This is a genomic window from Vibrio sp. Isolate22 (assembly GCF_022398115.1).
Classification (GTDB): domain Bacteria; phylum Pseudomonadota; class Gammaproteobacteria; order Enterobacterales; family Vibrionaceae; genus Vibrio.
In genome coordinates this window covers 1-16,359 of the sequence record NZ_JAKEUW010000021.1, presented here as the reverse complement: position 1 = coordinate 16,359, position 16,359 = coordinate 1, and the positions used below count along the sequence as shown (strand labels likewise).

The window sequence follows — 16,359 nt, the reverse complement described above, 5'->3', positions numbered from 1 at the left end:
CAAAATGAACACAGCGTGTCTGTAACTTGATAGGCACCTGACACCCATCTAACGTAAAATCTTGTAAAGCTCCCTATGCTTGATGACTAAGCGATTACACTTAGAACAGATTGAGCGTGAGGGAGTGTGCAATGAATTATTACCCAACTTCAAAAATCTTGGGTGAACAAAGGTTTGGTTTTGGGCCTAAATTGGGGCAGGAAACCTATTATCCCCCTTTAGAGCAGTTGGATAAAAAGCCATTTGTTCATCAGTCCATTCAAGCTTTACTCACAACCGAATCTATTCTCATAACTATTGGTGAAAATCGTGAACAGCGAAAAAAAGCCAAGGGTGATGAGCAAAAGATGCAAGCAATGAAGAAAGAGGCACAGTCGTTTCTTCGAACTCATTATCGACAACAATCTCAAGCTCGCCACCTGCAAAGCGTTGAAACACCCTATGGTTTCCAAGAACGCATTATTCAGTTTTGGAGCAATCACTTTGCCATTTCGGTCGATAATCGAAAATTGATGCCCTTTGCCGCAAGCATTGAAAACGACGTGATTCGCCAGCATTGGAATGGAAACTTTGGCGATATGCTGATGGCTTCTTCCAAGCATCCGGCCATGCTTCTTTATCTGGATAATCAACTCTCTGTTGGACCAAACTCAAAAGTTGGTAAGCGTCGTGATAAGGGGCTCAATGAAAATCTCGCTCGTGAAATTTTAGAGCTCCACACCCTCGGCGTTGATAGCTCCTATAACCAACAGGATGTGATTGCCTTGGCCAAGGCGATTTCAGGTTGGGGAATAAAGTTCAAATCCCCCAACGCTGGTTTTCGCTTTGCTTCTGATTTACACGAACCGGGTGCGATAACTTTACTTGGAAAAGCCTATTCACAGCCAGGAGTCTTGCAGGGCGAATTGTGTTTGCAAATGCTAGCTACCCATAAAGACACAGCGATACATTTGGTTGATAAGCTTTGTCAGCATTTTATTGGTGATACTCATAAAGAACTCTCGGAACAGATGGTTGCAGAGTATCTAAAAAGCGATGGTGACTTGTTACCGATTTACCGTTTGTTGTTGAACAGCAAGGAGGCGGGCACGCCTAAGCCTAATCGGTTTAGACCACCTAAAGAGTGGTTGTTTGCCGTGCTTCGTAGCGCTGACATTTCACTTAACGAAAAACAGGTATTGAATACTCTTAACACACTAGGTCAACCACCTTTTAAGCCCGGTTCACCTGCAGGATGGTCAGATCAAGACAGAGACTACAACAGCCCGTCGGCGTTAACACAACGTATGCAAGTGGCTAATCGACTCGCTTCATCTGTTATCAAGTCAGCGAGAACTTCAGGTGAAAAACCTAAGGTCGTGGTGGATAAAGTGATTGCGACTTTATACGGCGATGCGATTGATGAACACACCCAAATTGTATTAAGCAAAGCTGACAGTGCAGCCATGCAACTTTCTCTGTTGTGGTTAAGCCCACAGTTTCAATATCGCTAGGAGTGGGTATGAAAAAGACAAACGGTTTGCAAAGTATCAATCGTCGCCAGTTTATGGGAATGGCTGCTGCAGTTGGTATGAGTGCGATGTTGCCATTTCCAAGTTTTGCCAAAACACGCTCAGAGAATATTTTTATTTGGGTCTCATTGCGTGGCGCTATGGATGGGTTAAACGTTGTGGTGCCATACGCTGACCCGGATTATTTGAGTTTAAGGCCAAGTATTGGATTGAAGCAGAGCCAGCTACTAAGACTAGACAGCTTTTTTGGGTTACACCCTTCGCTTAAAAACTGTCATCAATGGTATGAAAATAAAGAGCTTAGTTTTGTACATGCGTGCTCAACAGCTTATCGTGAGCGCTCACATTTTGATGGTCAGAAGATACTAGAGAATGGTACCTCTGATCCTTACAACAAGGAGGGCTGGCTTAACCGCTTACTAAGTCTTAGCTCAGAAAAATACGATGGTATTGCGATTGATTCTGGCTTGCCGCTTATCATGCAGGGTGAATCTAGCGTGGCAAGCTGGTATCCAAACCGCTTAAAAACTCGTGATAAACAAACCGAGCTGCTTGAAGAGCTTTTCCAGAGTGATCAAATGCTGTCTGCCAACTTTGAGAGCGTCATGAAGATAGATGAGCTGGTAGGTGACCAAGGCGTTGGCAAACAATTTAAGTCATTGATGAGTAAAACAGGGGATATCTTATCTGCCGACAACGGACCAAACATTGCTGCGTTAGAGCTCGGCGGTTGGGATACCCATGCGAATCAGGGCAGCGTAAATGGTAGGTTGAGTAATCAACTTAAAACACTGGACGTAGGCCTAGCAGCGCTTAAGGAGTCATTGGGCTCACGTTGGAACAATACGGTGATCATGGCTGCCAGTGAATTTGGTCGAACAGCGAAGGAAAACGGCACAAAAGGCACCGACCACGGCACTGGTAATGTTATGTTGGTTGCTGGTGGGGCGATGGTTAACAAGGCTTCAGGCTTATCGAGTTCAGATGCTTCTGGAGGGCAAGTCATCGCAAGCTGGCCGGGATTAAGCCCAAAGGATCTGTATCAAGGGAGAGACCTCAAACCAACCACTGACATGCGAGGCGTGATTAAAGGCGTGCTTGGCGAGCACCTATCTATAAATACGAAGCAGCTAAACACCATCTTCCCTGATAGTGAAATGGTCAAGCCACTGGGTATCATCTAGTAGGGCGCTTCTATTAATAACTAATGTAAGGTAGGAGCAGACTTAATTTCGTTTAACCGTGAAATGATCTGCTCTTCGGTTTCCTTAAGCCAGTCATAACGTTTTGTGTACAAGCGGCGTTTTGTCTTTTTCAATGTGTCAGTGTCTTTACGAAGAGGCTTAGTGGGCACAGAAAACCAGTGTTTATCGACCAAAGTGGCGCCATTTTCAGTCCATAGTGTGTTGTAATCAAACGTTATTGCCCCTCGTTTTGAGCCGATATAGCGCATCGCTTGGTAGATATGACCTTTATTCGAAACAGCTATAATCTCATCAACTTTCATGTAATTCGCAAACATAATTGCGAGCTCAACCATCAGTGACTTTGGTCTTAACCCGTGTAGGGAACGCGTTAGTTCTTTGATCTTATCCTGGCTGCTAGTGATGCGCTTGTTCGTGCCTTGTAGGCAGCCGATGTGCATGGTGCGCTGCCCATTGTTATCAGAGATATTGAAGGTGACCGAGTAAATAGTCAGGCCAGTATTGGCTTCGACGAGTCTGATCCCCAAGGAGCCTTCACGCGACTCCCCTGAGAAAGTCTCAATCCTGAACTCATCTCCATTTCGATCTGCAAAGGTCAGAAGCTCAAAGTTAGAAAGGTGCAGATGCACTGTGTTTGGACCAAATGTTTGTTCTAAAAGTTCGAAGTGAGAATGCAGTAACGAAGCACGTGTTTTAGGTTTGATGCCAATACAGATGAATGGTTTGAGTGGCTTTTCAAAGATTTTAGGATTCTGTTCAAGAAGGTTTGAGAGATTATTTTTCTCTTTAAGCTGATGCACTTTGCGAATAATCTTAGGGTTCATAACGCCCCATAGTGTAAAGCGCAGATTTTTCTTAATTCGGGTTAAACCTTTGGTGTTTGGGTGTACAGCATTGGAAAGCTCAACGATTTGACGAAAATTTTGCACGTTTACCTCAACTTAGAAAACAAAAAAAGTATCGTTGAAAATAAAAAACGATGCTCCATAAAATGATAAGTAGGGGTTAGTGAAAAAATCGTGAAATTTGAGCTTATGACTTTATTGCTAACAATGCTCCGAATGTTAAAAGACCAAATCCACACGCTTGGTTGAGTCGCTTCTTGGCTTTCAACAAGTGTTTTTGCAAAGTATTCGAAGTAAATAACATTGCGACTATCCCAAACCACAAGCCGTGAAGGGCAATCATGTAGAGCCCGTAGCCGAGTGCGACATGTTGGTTCGCAGCGTCAGGTGAGATGACTTGGCTGAAGATGCTTAAGAAGAACAGCATGGTTTTGGGGTTAAGCACGTTGCACAAAAAGCCTTGGGCCAAATAGCGCCAAGTACTGATGTGTTGCGTCGTTGCTTCCATAGGGGCAAGTTTGCTGTCTGCGCTTAGAACTCCCTTTATTCCAAGGTAAATAAGGTAAGCGGCACCTGCGTAACGAATGATGTCAAAAAGTTGCTCATTCTGTGAAATTAAGTAACTGATACCTAGCATTGAATAACTAATATGAACACAAATTGCTAGGCTTACCCCTAGCGCTGTCCAAATACCAGCTTGCCTACCTTGATTGACGCTATTCTTCAGAACTAAAACGAAATCAGCGCCCGGGCATATAACAATCAATAGTCCCAACACCGCTAAGCTTAACCACTCCATAAAAACTCCAACTATTTTATTTGATGAGCAGTTATTGTATGGTTTTTATTTGCTACCTATAATCGAAATGAAATCCACAAAACTGTGAGAAAAAATCACACATGAGGCATCTTAAAGCATTTCATGTTTTTCATGTCGCCGCGCATTCGATGAGTTACAGCGAAGCGGCAGACAAGCTGAACATTACCCATGGTGCGGTGAGCAAACAGATCAAGGTGTTAGAAAGCCACCTGTCACAAACTCTGTTTTATAAGAAGGGTCGCAATGTGTGTTTGACCAAAGAGGGTGAGTTGCTTAAAGGCTACACAGAGCAAGCGTTTCAGGCGTTGGACACAGGTATCCAAAAGCTCAACCAACTCAAAAACCACGCACTCGAGGTGTCGTGTGAGCCAACATTAACCATGCGCTGGTTGATGCCTCGTTTAGGCGATTTTTACGCTGAGTCGGGTATTGATGTTCGTTTGTCGACTGCTGGTGGGGCTGTGAATCTGGATGCGACTGGGCTCGATATGGCAATTCGACGCGATGATTTTAAGCTGACCGAGAGCTATAAACAGACACCATTAGTTGAAGAGTGGGTTGGTCCCGTTTGTTCTCCCGAATACTGGCAACAAGTAAAGGAGAACTTGGGTGATATGAAGTTATTGCACAGCAGTACTCGACTGAATGCATGGGCGCATTGGATGTCCATCACAAAAGACGCAGTAGACAGCGAGGTATTATCGCAAGTAGCAATGAATCAAACATTCGCACACTTCTACTTTTGCTTTCAGGCGGCTGTTGATGGGTTAGGGATTGCACTTGGATCTTATCCACTTGTCGCCGATGATATTGAAAGAGGCAACTTGATCGCTCCATTTGGCTTTGTACCTTCCGGTCATCAGTACATATTGCTCACACAAGACAGCGATCAAGATGAATCAGGCCATTCGTTCATGACTTGGCTGAAGAGTGAGCTGTCGCAGTGTGTTCCAGCTATTGAACCAACGCCTCCCAAAGGCAAAAGCTAATTGACTCTTGATGCCGAGTGTTTAGCAAGCTCATGGGGTGGCACACCGAACGCTTTCTTAAACGCATTGGTGAAGTTTGAAGGATGTTGATAGCCCGCTTCATAGGCCGCTTCGGTGATTGAAACTAAGCCTCGCTCTAAATGCAAACGTGCGATATCTAGGCGTCGGTGGCGAATATAGCCGTTGATGGTTAGGTTGTAAGATTGCTTAAAGCGGCGCTGTAAATTGGAGACACTCATTGAGAACATACGCGCGATACTTTCAAGGCTGAGCGGCTGATCCAGGTTGATTTCAATGTAGCTGATGATGTCTTCTATCTTATTATCGAACCCTTTTTCGGCCTTAACTTGGCTATCGTTTTCAGCAAAACCACTGTTTTTATTCGTGCTATTTTGGCTAACGTTTATATTTTCAGTGGAGCACTCTTGGCAACATTGGAGCGGCATTTGAGACAAAGTTTGAGCAAGTAACTGTTGAGTCAGTGTCTCGACCATAAGCTTGTCCTGAAAGTTGGTTGGTGTCGCTTGGCTTGTAAGTGTGCTTGCGAGTTGAATGATGTCAGGGGTGATCTGAATATCGTAACAAGCCTTGTGTGAGTCTAAGAATGATTTACTTGAACAGTGATCACTCAAACGTGTTTTAATCCATTGTGGTTTAACCAAGATATTGATCTTGTTCATTTTGTTATCTTGAATTAAAGAACGTCTGAAGTTGGCTGGTTTGGCTAAGTTCACGACCACGCCTTGTGGTCCATTGCTGGCATCGAGATCGAACTCAAAATCGTCGTAGCCAAAGGTGAGTTTTCCTTCGAGAAGGATAGTAATCAAAATAGCGGAGTGGGCCGTAGATACGATATTACTGTCGACCAGTTCGATACAGCGGCCACCATGCACAAAAATTTGGTCGTTGTATTGGTAAGAAAGAAACTTCCCCTCAGCGAGTGAAGTCTGCTTAGTTTGACCTTGTGTCACGATGATCTGCTTTTCAGTCTGTTCTAGCTTTTTGGTGAGAGCGACCTTCTTGGTTAATGTAGACTTTTTGGCTGTTACATTCGCTTTCGCCACAGCCGTTTCGGCAAGTTTAGTTTGCTCTGACGTTACTTCACCCATTTGACCTTTCCTCATAACAGCTATGCGTTTTCGCATAAGCAAATCATCTGTGCATTTATAAATTACAACTCTATCATATTTGCGAATTATTATCATTTACATCTAGGATTGAATTTATGGAAAGCCCAGTCAGCTCAACAATCAAGCTTTCAGCCCTCTGTATTGCTATAGCCAGTGCGGTTAGTAGCCCTGTGATAGCAGAAGAGAACACATCGCACTTTGATGAAGTGGTGGTGTGGGGGACGAAAGTATCAAGCAATACTGAATCGATCATTGCCGACGATATGTCACTTAAGCAAGCTGACCATATGTCGGATCTACTGCGTGAGATTCCGGGTGTTGATGTTGGGGGCACACACTCGGTGAACCAAAGAATCACGATTCGTGGCTTGAGCGAAACGGATCTCGATATTCGACTTGATGGCGCATCTCAGCACGCCAACATGTTCCACCATATTGGAAACCTCACGCTTAACCCAGACATTTTGAAATCGGCCGATATCCAAGTAGGTAACAACTCAGTCACGCAAAATGGACTCGGTGGCTCTGTGTTGTTTGAAACTAAAGATGCAAAAGACCTTCTTCGTTATGACGAAAGATTCGGAGCTCGTGTCTATGGCGGTTATGCCACTAACGCCAGTCAACAAGGCTCTTTAACTGTGTATGGCTTATTGTCGGATAACGTTGATGCCATGCTCTATAGCCACTACATGAGCCGTGATAACTTTGAAGATGGTGACGGCAATGAGACTTTTGGTTCAGAAGGGGACGTATACAACATTCTTGGTAAGATTGGTTTTGAACCGAGCGACTTGCACCGTTTTGAACTCGCTTATGATCTCTACCGCGATAGCGGCGATTACAGCCCGCGCCCGGATATGTCGGGTGGCGCTAATGAAGGTCTGTCTAACGATATTCTGATCCCAACCGATTACGACCGTGACACCGTCACTGCAAGCTATGAGCTACGTGGCGATACTCATCAAGGTGACGTGACGCTTTACAACACTAAAACTGAAATTAAGCGTGATGAAACTGTTATGGCACCACGCTGGCCTTCGAACCGTTTGTCTAAAAACACGACAAAGAATCAGAACTTTGGCGTGAATGCTAAGTTCCAGTCGGACTATCGTTTGATGTCGTTTGATAATGTTGCGACTTACGGTTTTGATTACATGGACAAGTCATCAAGCAGTTATTACGGCAGCAGTAAGTTTATGGATGAGTCGGCCATCTCTACCGCGCTTTTTGTTGAAGACCAGTTCTACTTTGCTCAAGCCTTCTCGATCACAGCGGGTATTCGCTTTGATGATTATCAGCGTAAAGCAGAGACAGGAAATGACGATTTCGATGATGTAACTTGGTCTCTAGCGACGCAATGGGATATGACACAAGATTGGACGCTGTTTGCGAGCACACGTTCGTTATTTAAAGGCCCTGAGTTGATGGAGACCTTTATTGCGTATCAAGATGCCGCATACTTAGCGGATGATATCAAAGCTGAAACAGGGCAGAACACACAAGGTGGCGTGCGTTTCGACAAGCGTATTGATGATCACTTTGTTGGTGCGAACCTAACTGTATTCCAAACCAATATTGATGATTACATTGCAGAAGAGTACCAGCGTGCGAGCCAAAGTTACTTGATCTACAACTTAGGCGACGTGGAGATCAAAGGCTTTGAAGCAAGCTTGTCTTACGGCTACGAGATGTTTAACAGTAAACTTTCTTATGCACGTTCAGATACTAAAAACAAAGACACAGGCGGCGCTGTCGCGGGTGGAAATGGTCGCAGTATTGATATGGGCGATAGCATCACGTTGACTCTGGATTATCAGTCTGAAGCGCTTGAAACGATCTTTGGGTGGAACTCGATGTTTGTTAAAGACGAAGATAACGTATTTGATGGTCAGCCAATTAAAGAAGGGTACGATGTTCATAACCTTTATGCGCAATGGGTGCCATCAACGGTCGATGGCCTGTCTGTTACTTTTGGTATCGATAACGTGTTTGACGAGCAATACACCTCGCACGCATCTCGTTCAGGTACGGCGAGAGGCTTTACGCTAGATGACTATGAACCTGGCCGTAACTACAAGCTTTCTGCCGCGTATCAGTTCTAGGCACGAGGAACGAAATAGGTTCAGTTAGAGTGATAAACTAGCGGTCGTAGGGATCCGCGAAGTTTATTGCCCGAAACTGAAGCTATCCGTTTAAGCCACTCGTTGAAGTGAATAGTGGAAAGAAAAGCGCCTGTCGAGCAAGGAATCGACAGGCACTTTAGTTTTTATTACTAGAAAGGTTACATGGGCTTAATACAAATTACTCAATGGGCAGAGACAATACACCACCATTGAGCTCGACTTGTTTCAGCCACTCTTTTGGAATCGAACCGTCTTCTTCGTAGAAACAAGCTGCTAATACCGCGCCAATCACAATCGCACGCCCACAACTATCACCGCCACATAAAATGTTATCTCGAATACCTTGTTTAAAGCTTTGAGCGCCTGCAATGATGCGAATCAGCAGTGGGAACGCGGCGCTTAATTCACAATGCAATCCAAATTTCTTTGCAGCCTCAGTGATTGAAAGTTCAGGCTCTGCCAATGCTTCATCGATTTGATCGTGTATAAACTTGCTGCAGGTCTGTCTTACCATCTCTACCGATTGTGATGGCGAATTACCTTGTATCGAGGCTTGAATCAGCAGGGTAATAGCCTGCGCCCACTCGACGGCTTTGTCGTTGTTATTAGTCACTCGAACCGCGCTTTCGACCATCGCTGGTAAGGTGTGAGAAGTATAAGTACAAGCCACTAATGGGATGATTTTTGAAATAGCAGGTAATTGCGTGTCATCAGCGCCACAGGCTGTGATGGGGGCATTGGCCAGTTCCAGTTGGTGTATGTTCAGCAAGCTCATGCGCGTTGCTTTATCTATGTAACCTTGCCAACTGCCGCCGAAATCAAACCAGAAGCGGAAATGCTTGATGTAGCATGCTTCATCGTAGTGTTGATTGTCGACTAGGCTATCGACCATCGCTAATAGTTGAGCGCCGTATTGTGATTGGTCGCCTGCGGATTTTCCTTGGTGAGCAAAATAGCCTTTATCTTGATAATCGGACTCGTTTGGCGAACGAAACTCAGGCTCGAAACCCGCTACCTGCAAGATCCTCTCTTGATCATATAACCAATGCAGCCCCATAGAGGCAGCGTCCCCGACTAATGCACCGACAACGGCATAAAACGCTCGTTCTTTATGATTGTCCATGTTGGTTTGACCTTTGAGAGAGTCCGATGGGATTTGGTATTCAAAGTATAGTAATTAAATGAAGGGTTTGCTGTGTTTTAGACGAGAGTTTTGAAATGATTAATCCTGATTGGTCAATGAGTTAAACCAATCAGGATAAGCTGATGAATATTATAGGCTAGGGTAAGAAAAGGTCACTGAAATGCTGTAGAAACAATAGGGTGACTAGGTGCAAATTAGCGGTTGAGATAAGCACTTGAGCGTTGTTCTATCTTTCTGAAAATACGCGAGAGAGTAAAGCATAATGCGAAGTAAACCGCGCCAACAATCAGCCAGATTTCAAAGATCAAACCGGATGAGTTGGCCATCTCGGTGCCAACGAAGGTCATTTCTTGAATCGAAATCAGAGACACAATCGAGGTGTCTTTTACCAACGAAATTGCTTGGCCAGCCAAAGGTGGTGTAATCGCGGTTAATACCTGTGGGCCTATCACATATCGATATTTTGAGAAGACGGATAAACCAAGTGAGTCCGCCGCTTCCCATTGGCCTTTAGGAATGCTTTCCAAGCCAGCGCGAATCACTTCAGCGATATACGCCGAAGAGAGTAGACCAATACAGATAACACCTGAAGCTAAGTTTTCCCAAAGGTTGGCTGGGCCAAATAGAAAGGCTTGCAGCTGGTTAATATCGCCATTGTGTTCACGTAGAAGGGTTTCTAAACCAACCAAAGGAATCAGCTGGTTAGAGACAAAAAAGTAAAAGATAAACACAAAAACCAGTGGTGGAATATTTCGAACCAATTGGATGAAAAGCAGAGCTGGTGTTTTAAATAGAGCGATCTTAGAGTGTCTTGCGACCCCAAGCAGGGTACCGAAAGATAAGGCCAACACCATACTCCACAAACTTAAACGTAGTGTTGCGACTAGGCCTTGGAAGAAGTAAGGGATGCTACCTTGAGAAGGTGGAATGAAGATCAGCGTGAACGCGTCTTCCCATCGCCACTGATAGTTAATGCCGACAGCAGAGCGATAATAAAGCCAACCTGCAAACGCACAAATGATGGCAAATAACACACCATCCAAGAGATTGAGGCGTTGATACCAAGGCTTCATGTGAAGGTTGGGCTTGGGCGTTGATAATGCGCTAGTACTACTCACGTCATTCCTGTTTAAACAATGATTATTAATGTGTTGTGAGAATGGGCTATGAATTTATAGCTATCTCGGGTGTATCTTAAAAGGCAGTACCAGCAAGGTACTGCCTTGATTAGTTCTTTAGCTTCTAATTAACCGTCGATTACTGACCTTGAGCAATCTGATCTTGCCAATCTAGAGTAGAGAACCAGTACTCGTAACGTTCTTTTAACCAGCCATCTTCAGTACGTGCTTTGATCCACTCGTTAAAGAACTCAGCTTTGTCGGTCTCACCAAGGCGAACAGCAAATGCTTCGTTACCTTTTGATAGACGTTCATCAAATGGGATGAATAGCGTGTCAGCGTTCTTGATTGCTTCGTGTTCTGGCTTAGGGCTAGAAGCGATAACCGCGTGTGCATTGCCGTTTAGTACTTCTTGGAACGCTTGAGCGTCGTCATCGAACTGAAGTACTTTCGCTTTCGGGAAGGTTTCACGAGCAACTTGAACTGTGAAGGCGCCACGACGAGCTGCAATTTTCACTCGACGAGAGTCGAAATCAGAAATCTTGCTGAAGCCTTCTGCTAGCTCTTTGTTAGCCGCCAGTTGAACACCAGAGTGAGAATATGGTTCAGTAAAAAGAACACTCTTAGCGCGCGCTTCGGTAATCGACATACCGCCAATGATTACGTCAAACTTATTCGATAGCAGTGAAGGGATAATGCCATCCCATGCCGTTGGTACAAATTCAACTTTCCAGCCTGAATCCTCAGCAAGACGTTTTGCCACATCGATTTCAAAGCCGACAAGATCGCCTTGTTTGTTACGCATTGCCCAAGGAACAAAAGTCGACATGCCAACACGTAGAGAGCCACGCTCGTTGATTTTGTCTAAGTTAGGCGTTTCAGACGCAAGTGCAGGCAAACTTACGGCAAGCGCAAGTAAAGCAGTGATAGCGGTTTTAAATAGCTTCATGCTGATAAATCCTTATTGTGTTCGCCAGTTAGCCCCGAGCTTATGCTCAAGCCAAGCTGCAACGGCAGAAAGTGAAAGTGTAAGTGCAAGATAAATGATTGCCACAGAGAACCAGATCTCAAATGGCATCGCAGTTTCAGAAACAATGTTTCTGGCCTCGGTTGTTAGGTCGAAAATAGCCATGACACTCACAATCGAAGAGTTTTTGATAAGGGAGATCACTTCGTTGGTCAGAGGTGGCAACGTGCGTTGTACCACTTGAGGAAGAATCACATCCCAATAAGTATAGGTCTTTGATAAGCCCAAAGATTGAGCGGCTTCAAACTGTCCTTTAGAAATACTATTTAACCCAGCACGAAATATCTCAGCGGTGTATGCCCCTTGGAAAAGTGCCAAAGCTAAAACAGCCGTGCTAAAGCGATCCAGACCGATTACAGGGCCGAATACAAAATAGAGCAGGTAAATTTGTACCAACAGTGGTGTATTACGAATCAATTCCACATAGCTGGTGGCGAGGGTGCGACCGACAACTGAATTTGAGTTACGTAACAGGGCTGTGGTTAAGCCAATCACCAGTGTTGCAACTAAAGAAATCAGAGAGATATTGATGGTAACGAGTAATCCTTCCATCAATTCTGCAGGCCACCATTCGCCATCTTCATAGAAAGCGATGTAGTCAGGTACTCGATCCCATTGCCAGCTGTATCCCATCGCCTGTGCACCAGAATCGAGGATCCAAACAACGGCTGCTGCAAGTACTACAATTTGTACCAAGGCAGAGAGGGCAGGTTTCACTATTTTCAGCAGCATCAGTAAGTCAGAATCTGATTTAGGAACGCTTGAGTACGTTCGTGTTGAGGGTTTTCGAATAGGCTCTGTGGTGTATTAGATTCTACGATCTGTCCTTCGTCCATAAAGATGACTCGGTCGGCAACGCGTTTTGCAAAGCCCATTTCGTGTGTCACGCACACCATGGTAATGCCTTCACTTGCCAGTTCGACCATTACATCAAGTACTTCATTGATCATTTCAGGATCAAGTGCTGATGTCGGTTCATCGAATAGCAGTAGTTCGGGCTTCATACAAAGAGAGCGCGCAATTGCCACACGTTGTTGTTGGCCGCCTGAAAGTTGAGCCGGGTACTTATTCGCTTGCTCTGCGATGTGTACACACTCGAGATAATGCATGGCGGTTTTCTCTGCTTCTTCTTTGCTTTTTTTGAGCGTACGAATAGGAGACAGAGTCAAGTTTTCGAGCACAGTAAGATGGGGGAATAAATGGAAGTGCTGAAACACCATTCCAACTTGGCCTGGTGTGTTGAACTTGCAGGGAAGCGACTGTTCTAACACGGAAAGTTCGCCACTTTCGAACGGTTCTAGCTGATTGATACAGCGGATCAGAGTGGATTTACCAGAACCAGATGGTCCGCAAATCACCACAATCTCTCCCTGTTCAATATTAAGATCGATATACTTCAGGGCATGAAAATCACCATACCACTTGTTAAGTGACTTAAACTTAACCATTTCCTTAAGATTGTTCAAATCGTTGTTCATACCTAGTAAAGAGACAGGTTTACCTTAACAATATAGAAATATGATTGCACATAAAATTAGGAACTTATGAGAATTTAATAGCATCTTGTAGGGCAAATAAAAAGCAGCGCCGGGTTAGGACGCTGCTTGAGGGTATACGCAAGGTCAAAGAATTTGGTTCAGTTTCGCTACATAAATTTTTAAATTATCGCGATTTTATTTAAAAACCTGATTTCTTTGCTTTAATTTTCACCGTTAATGGATCGCAGACTCTAGAATCTCGCGAGTTTTCTCTAGCGTAATCGCTTGGTTCTCGCCAAGTTGTAGGTAACCATGTGATTCTAGTTGTGCAACCACGTTGTCGATAGCTGTTGCTTTATCCGCCTCGTAGCCATCAAACATAGTCGCTACATCTAGGCTGTGGTAGAAGGCTTCGATAGCATCGATAGCGCGCTCTGCTAAATCTGCGCCAGTTTCTAGGCCAAATACGTTACGACCCATCTGTTCTAGCTTATTGCGCTTCGCTTCAATCTGGTTACGAAGTAGTGAAGGTTGAACGATAGCTAGAGAACGTGCGTGGTCGACATGCCATAATGCAGTGAATTCATGACCAATCATGTGCGTTGCCCAATCTTGAGGAACACCAGTACCAATAAGGCCGTTTAGCGCTTGGTTAGCTGTCCACATTAGGTTTGCACGCCATGCGTCGTTGTCACGCTCGTCGTATTGTTTACCCAGTACAAGAAGGTTTTTCAGCAATGTTTCTGCGTAGCCGTCTTGAACCATCGCGTTAGCAGGCATAGTGATGTATTGCTCACAGACGTGAACCCAAGCATCAACCAGACCATTCACCAATTGGCGCTCTGGTAGAGACTTCATTACATCTGGGTCCATAACTGCAAACTTAGGCTGTACCGCAGGGTTTAGGAAAGCCAGCTTCTCTTGAGTCGCTTTACGAGTGATTACTGCGCCCATGTTTGATTCAGAGCCTGTAGCAGGAAGCGTCAGTACAGCACCGATTGGCGTCGCTTCGGTTACTTGGTGCTTACCTGTTAGGATGTCCCAACCGTCACCGTCGTATTTCGCTGCTGCTGCAACATATTTCGAACCATCGATTACCGAACCACCGCCAACAGCGATAATGAATTCTACGTTTTCTTCTTTAACGATAGCGACTGCTTTGTCTAATGTTTCTTTAGTTGGGTTTGCCTCAACACCAGAAAACTCAATCCAAGCGTGATCTTTAAGAGATGCGACTACTTGGTCGTAAACACCGTTGCTTTTGATTGAACCGCCACCGTAGATGACAAGTACTTTCTTTGAAGTATCAATGGCTTGGCTGATAGCGTTGATTTGGCCTTGGCCGAAGTGGATAACAGTAGGGTTAACATAGGTAAATTGCATCGTCAGTTCCTTGTGTAAAGCTAAAATTTTTATTTTGTTGTAGTGCTTAATTTCTATATTTGCATATTAGTACACGGAATTAGGGTGGTGAAGGTCAATTTCTCCAAACTAATTGCCTATTTCTACATAATTGATATTCTCTTTGGGCTTTTGTGCAAACTAACATCACCCTTTGAATGGAACACCACCTGTTATGAATACACTCGCTCAGTTACTGCAATCTTACGTTGAACTCAAAGGTTGGGATGATCTTGAAGGGATCAGAGAAACAGAGATAGAGGGCGTATGGTTGTATCGCAGTAGTGGTGGGAATCAGCGCCAACCATTCACTTACCAGTCAGGTATCATCATGCTTGGACAGGGTAAAAAGAATATCTACATAGGCGACAGGCCGGTAACTTACGCGGCAGGTGACTACCTAGTGGTGGGTGTGCCAATGCCATTGGAGTGTGAAGCTTTACCGGTTGATGGTGAGCCGTTACTGGGTTTGTCGATCAACATTGATTCTCAGCGTTTGCACAGCTTAGTGAAAAAGCTCGAAGAGCAAGGTTTTCTGGAGAGTTACTGTAACAAGCACAAACAGAATTCGAGTGGCTTAGAGTCCACTCGAATGGAAACGGCGATGCTAGAGAGTTTCACTCGGTTGGCGAAGACACTGCATTGCGATATCGAAGCCAACATCTTGGGTGACGCAATGGTGACGGAGATTGTTTATCGCGCTTTGACAGGCTCTGAGGGCCGCGTACTGTTTGATTTAGCACATCATGATGGCCATTACGCACGCGTCGCCAAAGCATTGTCTAAAGTGCATGAAGAGTATGACCAAACCATTACTGTTCAGTCGCTAGCTGACGAAGCGAATATGAGTGTGTCTGCTTTCCATAATGCTTTCCGCAACGTCACTTTCGAATCACCGCTCCAATACTTGAAGAAGGTTCGGCTTAACAAAGCCAAGGAGCTAATCCAGTTAGAAGGCCTACGTATCTGTGATGCCGCACGCCGAGTTGGCTATTCTAGTCCATCTCAATTCAGCCGAGAATTTAAGCGTCATTTCAATACTACTCCAAGAGCGGTGTAGTCTTTCTTCCTTGCAATCTATGTTCTGAAACAGGTGATGTTTTTTATTAAACATATTATTAACGTAACTATATAAAACAAGCTATTTAAAATAATTAGTTAGATAGCCTAAAAATTTATGCATGGAAATAAGGCGTTAACTTCTAAAACTCATCGGTTGAGGGTATTTTAGTGTGAACAAGCTAACAAACACGAACTAAATTTAATAACTTACCCATTATATTATGTGGGTAAGTATTCAATGTTATTGGATATACTTAAGGCTTTGTTGCGTAATTAAATTTAGATATAGAGCCAACCCGTTTCGCGTATTTCTTAGTCAATACGACAGGTTTTAGGCATACCTAACCTAGTAAGCTTGTTCAACGCTTTTATCATCGCGTAAGTTTCACCCACCTGGGCATTGTAATTTCTTAAGCTCAGTTTCCCTCCTAGCAACTGTTTAACTCGATACATCGCTGTTTCTGAGAGTGAACGCTTGTGGTATCCATACCGCTCTTTCCAATACT

14 protein-coding genes and 1 pseudogene are annotated in these 16,359 nt (G+C 44.4%); 5 read left to right on the top strand and 10 right to left on the bottom strand.

Annotation, left to right across the window (positions count from 1 at the left end; all coding sequences use genetic code 11):
• Positions 1 to 131: 131 nt before the first annotated feature.
• Together L1D55_RS13700 and L1D55_RS13695 are read left to right on the top strand one after the other, a co-directional pair.
• The gene (locus tag L1D55_RS13700; RefSeq protein ID WP_239917794.1) at positions 132 to 1,493 is read left to right on the top strand and encodes a DUF1800 domain-containing protein; all 1,362 of its coding nucleotides are present in this window, start codon (positions 132 to 134) and stop codon (positions 1,491 to 1,493) included.
• An 8-nt stretch (positions 1,494 to 1,501) separates the two neighbouring features.
• Complete coding sequence (locus L1D55_RS13695) at positions 1,502 to 2,695, top strand: DUF1501 domain-containing protein (RefSeq protein WP_239917793.1); 1,194 nt, start codon at positions 1,502 to 1,504, stop codon at positions 2,693 to 2,695.
• Positions 2,696 to 2,715: 20 nt separating this feature from the next.
• Here L1D55_RS13695 and L1D55_RS13690 read toward each other — a convergent pair whose 3' ends face one another.
• Positions 2,716 to 3,645 carry a VirK/YbjX family protein gene (locus tag L1D55_RS13690; RefSeq protein ID WP_239917792.1) on the bottom strand — a complete coding sequence of 310 codons (930 nt, stop codon included), beginning with the start codon at positions 3,643 to 3,645 and terminating at the stop codon, positions 2,716 to 2,718.
• Between the two features lie 103 nt (positions 3,646 to 3,748).
• The gene (locus L1D55_RS13685) at positions 3,749 to 4,360 is read right to left on the bottom strand and encodes a LysE family translocator (protein WP_239917791.1); all 612 of its coding nucleotides are present in this window, start codon (positions 4,358 to 4,360) and stop codon (positions 3,749 to 3,751) included.
• Between the two features lie 101 nt (positions 4,361 to 4,461).
• On the opposite strand from L1D55_RS13685, the gene L1D55_RS13680 reads away from it, so the two are divergent.
• Positions 4,462 to 5,370: a LysR substrate-binding domain-containing protein gene (locus tag L1D55_RS13680; protein ID WP_239917790.1), complete on the top strand. Its 909-nt coding sequence runs from the start codon at positions 4,462 to 4,464 to the stop codon at positions 5,368 to 5,370.
• Here L1D55_RS13680 and L1D55_RS13675 read toward each other — a convergent pair.
• The gene (locus L1D55_RS13675; RefSeq protein WP_239917789.1) at positions 5,367 to 6,575 is read right to left on the bottom strand and encodes an AraC family transcriptional regulator; all 1,209 of its coding nucleotides are present in this window, start codon (positions 6,573 to 6,575) and stop codon (positions 5,367 to 5,369) included. The genes L1D55_RS13680 and L1D55_RS13675 overlap by 4 nt on opposite strands.
• 20 nt (positions 6,576 to 6,595) lie before the next feature.
• On the opposite strand from L1D55_RS13675, the gene L1D55_RS13670 reads away from it, so the two are divergent.
• Positions 6,596 to 8,602: a TonB-dependent siderophore receptor gene (locus L1D55_RS13670; protein ID WP_239917788.1), complete on the top strand. Its 2,007-nt coding sequence runs from the start codon at positions 6,596 to 6,598 to the stop codon at positions 8,600 to 8,602.
• Between the two features lie 199 nt (positions 8,603 to 8,801).
• Here the strand turns inward: L1D55_RS13670 and L1D55_RS13665 are convergent, their stop codons facing one another.
• The 6 genes from L1D55_RS13665 to L1D55_RS13640 all read right to left on the bottom strand — a co-directional run bounded on the left by L1D55_RS13665 (position 8,802) and on the right by L1D55_RS13640 (position 14,773).
• Positions 8,802 to 9,746, bottom strand: coding sequence for an ADP-ribosylglycohydrolase family protein (locus tag L1D55_RS13665; protein ID WP_239917787.1), 945 nt, complete (start codon positions 9,744 to 9,746; stop codon positions 8,802 to 8,804).
• 215 nt (positions 9,747 to 9,961) lie between these two features.
• Positions 9,962 to 10,885, bottom strand: coding sequence for an amino acid ABC transporter permease (locus L1D55_RS13660; RefSeq protein WP_239917786.1), 924 nt, complete (start codon positions 10,883 to 10,885; stop codon positions 9,962 to 9,964).
• 139 nt (positions 10,886 to 11,024) lie between these two features.
• Entirely contained in the window at positions 11,025 to 11,834 is an 810-nt protein-coding gene (locus tag L1D55_RS13655; RefSeq protein WP_102424765.1) for a transporter substrate-binding domain-containing protein, read from the bottom strand.
• Between the two features lie 12 nt (positions 11,835 to 11,846).
• Positions 11,847 to 12,644, bottom strand: a complete 798-nt coding sequence (locus L1D55_RS13650) for an amino acid ABC transporter permease (protein ID WP_032553985.1) — start codon at positions 12,642 to 12,644, stop codon at positions 11,847 to 11,849.
• Positions 12,644 to 13,390: an amino acid ABC transporter ATP-binding protein gene (locus L1D55_RS13645; protein WP_275665308.1), complete on the bottom strand. Its 747-nt coding sequence runs from the start codon at positions 13,388 to 13,390 to the stop codon at positions 12,644 to 12,646. Before L1D55_RS13645 ends, L1D55_RS13650 begins: the two co-directional genes overlap by 1 nt.
• A 234-nt stretch (positions 13,391 to 13,624) precedes the next feature.
• Positions 13,625 to 14,773, bottom strand: a complete 1,149-nt coding sequence (locus L1D55_RS13640) for an iron-containing alcohol dehydrogenase (protein ID WP_239917785.1) — start codon at positions 14,771 to 14,773, stop codon at positions 13,625 to 13,627.
• Between the two features lie 193 nt (positions 14,774 to 14,966).
• Between L1D55_RS13640 and L1D55_RS13635 the strand changes: the two genes are divergently transcribed.
• Complete coding sequence (locus L1D55_RS13635) at positions 14,967 to 15,851, top strand: AraC family transcriptional regulator (protein ID WP_239917784.1); 885 nt, start codon at positions 14,967 to 14,969, stop codon at positions 15,849 to 15,851.
• A 314-nt stretch (positions 15,852 to 16,165) separates the two neighbouring features.
• Here L1D55_RS13635 and L1D55_RS13630 read toward each other — a convergent pair.
• Positions 16,166 to 16,359, bottom strand: a pseudogene (locus L1D55_RS13630) (IS5/IS1182 family transposase); the annotation flags it as partial.

Bases quoted from the DNA above. Each gene is read 5' to 3' on its own strand.
- L1D55_RS13700 (WP_239917794.1), top strand. From the start codon at position 132: ATGAATTATTACCCAACTTCAAAAATCTTGGGTGAACAAAGGTTTGGT.
- L1D55_RS13695 (WP_239917793.1), top strand. From the start codon at position 1,502: ATGAAAAAGACAAACGGTTTGCAAAGTATCAATCGTCGCCAGTTTATG.
- L1D55_RS13685 (WP_239917791.1), bottom strand. From the start codon at position 4,360: ATGGAGTGGTTAAGCTTAGCGGTGTTGGGACTATTGATTGTTATATGC.
- L1D55_RS13680 (WP_239917790.1), top strand. From the start codon at position 4,462: ATGAGGCATCTTAAAGCATTTCATGTTTTTCATGTCGCCGCGCATTCG.
- L1D55_RS13675 (WP_239917789.1), bottom strand. From the start codon at position 6,575: ATGATAATAATTCGCAAATATGATAGAGTTGTAATTTATAAATGCACA.
- L1D55_RS13670 (WP_239917788.1), top strand. From the start codon at position 6,596: ATGGAAAGCCCAGTCAGCTCAACAATCAAGCTTTCAGCCCTCTGTATT.
- L1D55_RS13665 (WP_239917787.1), bottom strand. From the start codon at position 9,746: ATGGACAATCATAAAGAACGAGCGTTTTATGCCGTTGTCGGTGCATTA.
- L1D55_RS13655 (WP_102424765.1), bottom strand. From the start codon at position 11,834: ATGAAGCTATTTAAAACCGCTATCACTGCTTTACTTGCGCTTGCCGTA.
- L1D55_RS13650 (WP_032553985.1), bottom strand. From the start codon at position 12,644: ATGCTGCTGAAAATAGTGAAACCTGCCCTCTCTGCCTTGGTACAAATT.
- L1D55_RS13645 (WP_275665308.1), bottom strand. From the start codon at position 13,390: ATGAACAACGATTTGAACAATCTTAAGGAAATGGTTAAGTTTAAGTCA.
- L1D55_RS13640 (WP_239917785.1), bottom strand. From the start codon at position 14,773: ATGCAATTTACCTATGTTAACCCTACTGTTATCCACTTCGGCCAAGGC.
- L1D55_RS13635 (WP_239917784.1), top strand. From the start codon at position 14,967: ATGAATACACTCGCTCAGTTACTGCAATCTTACGTTGAACTCAAAGGT.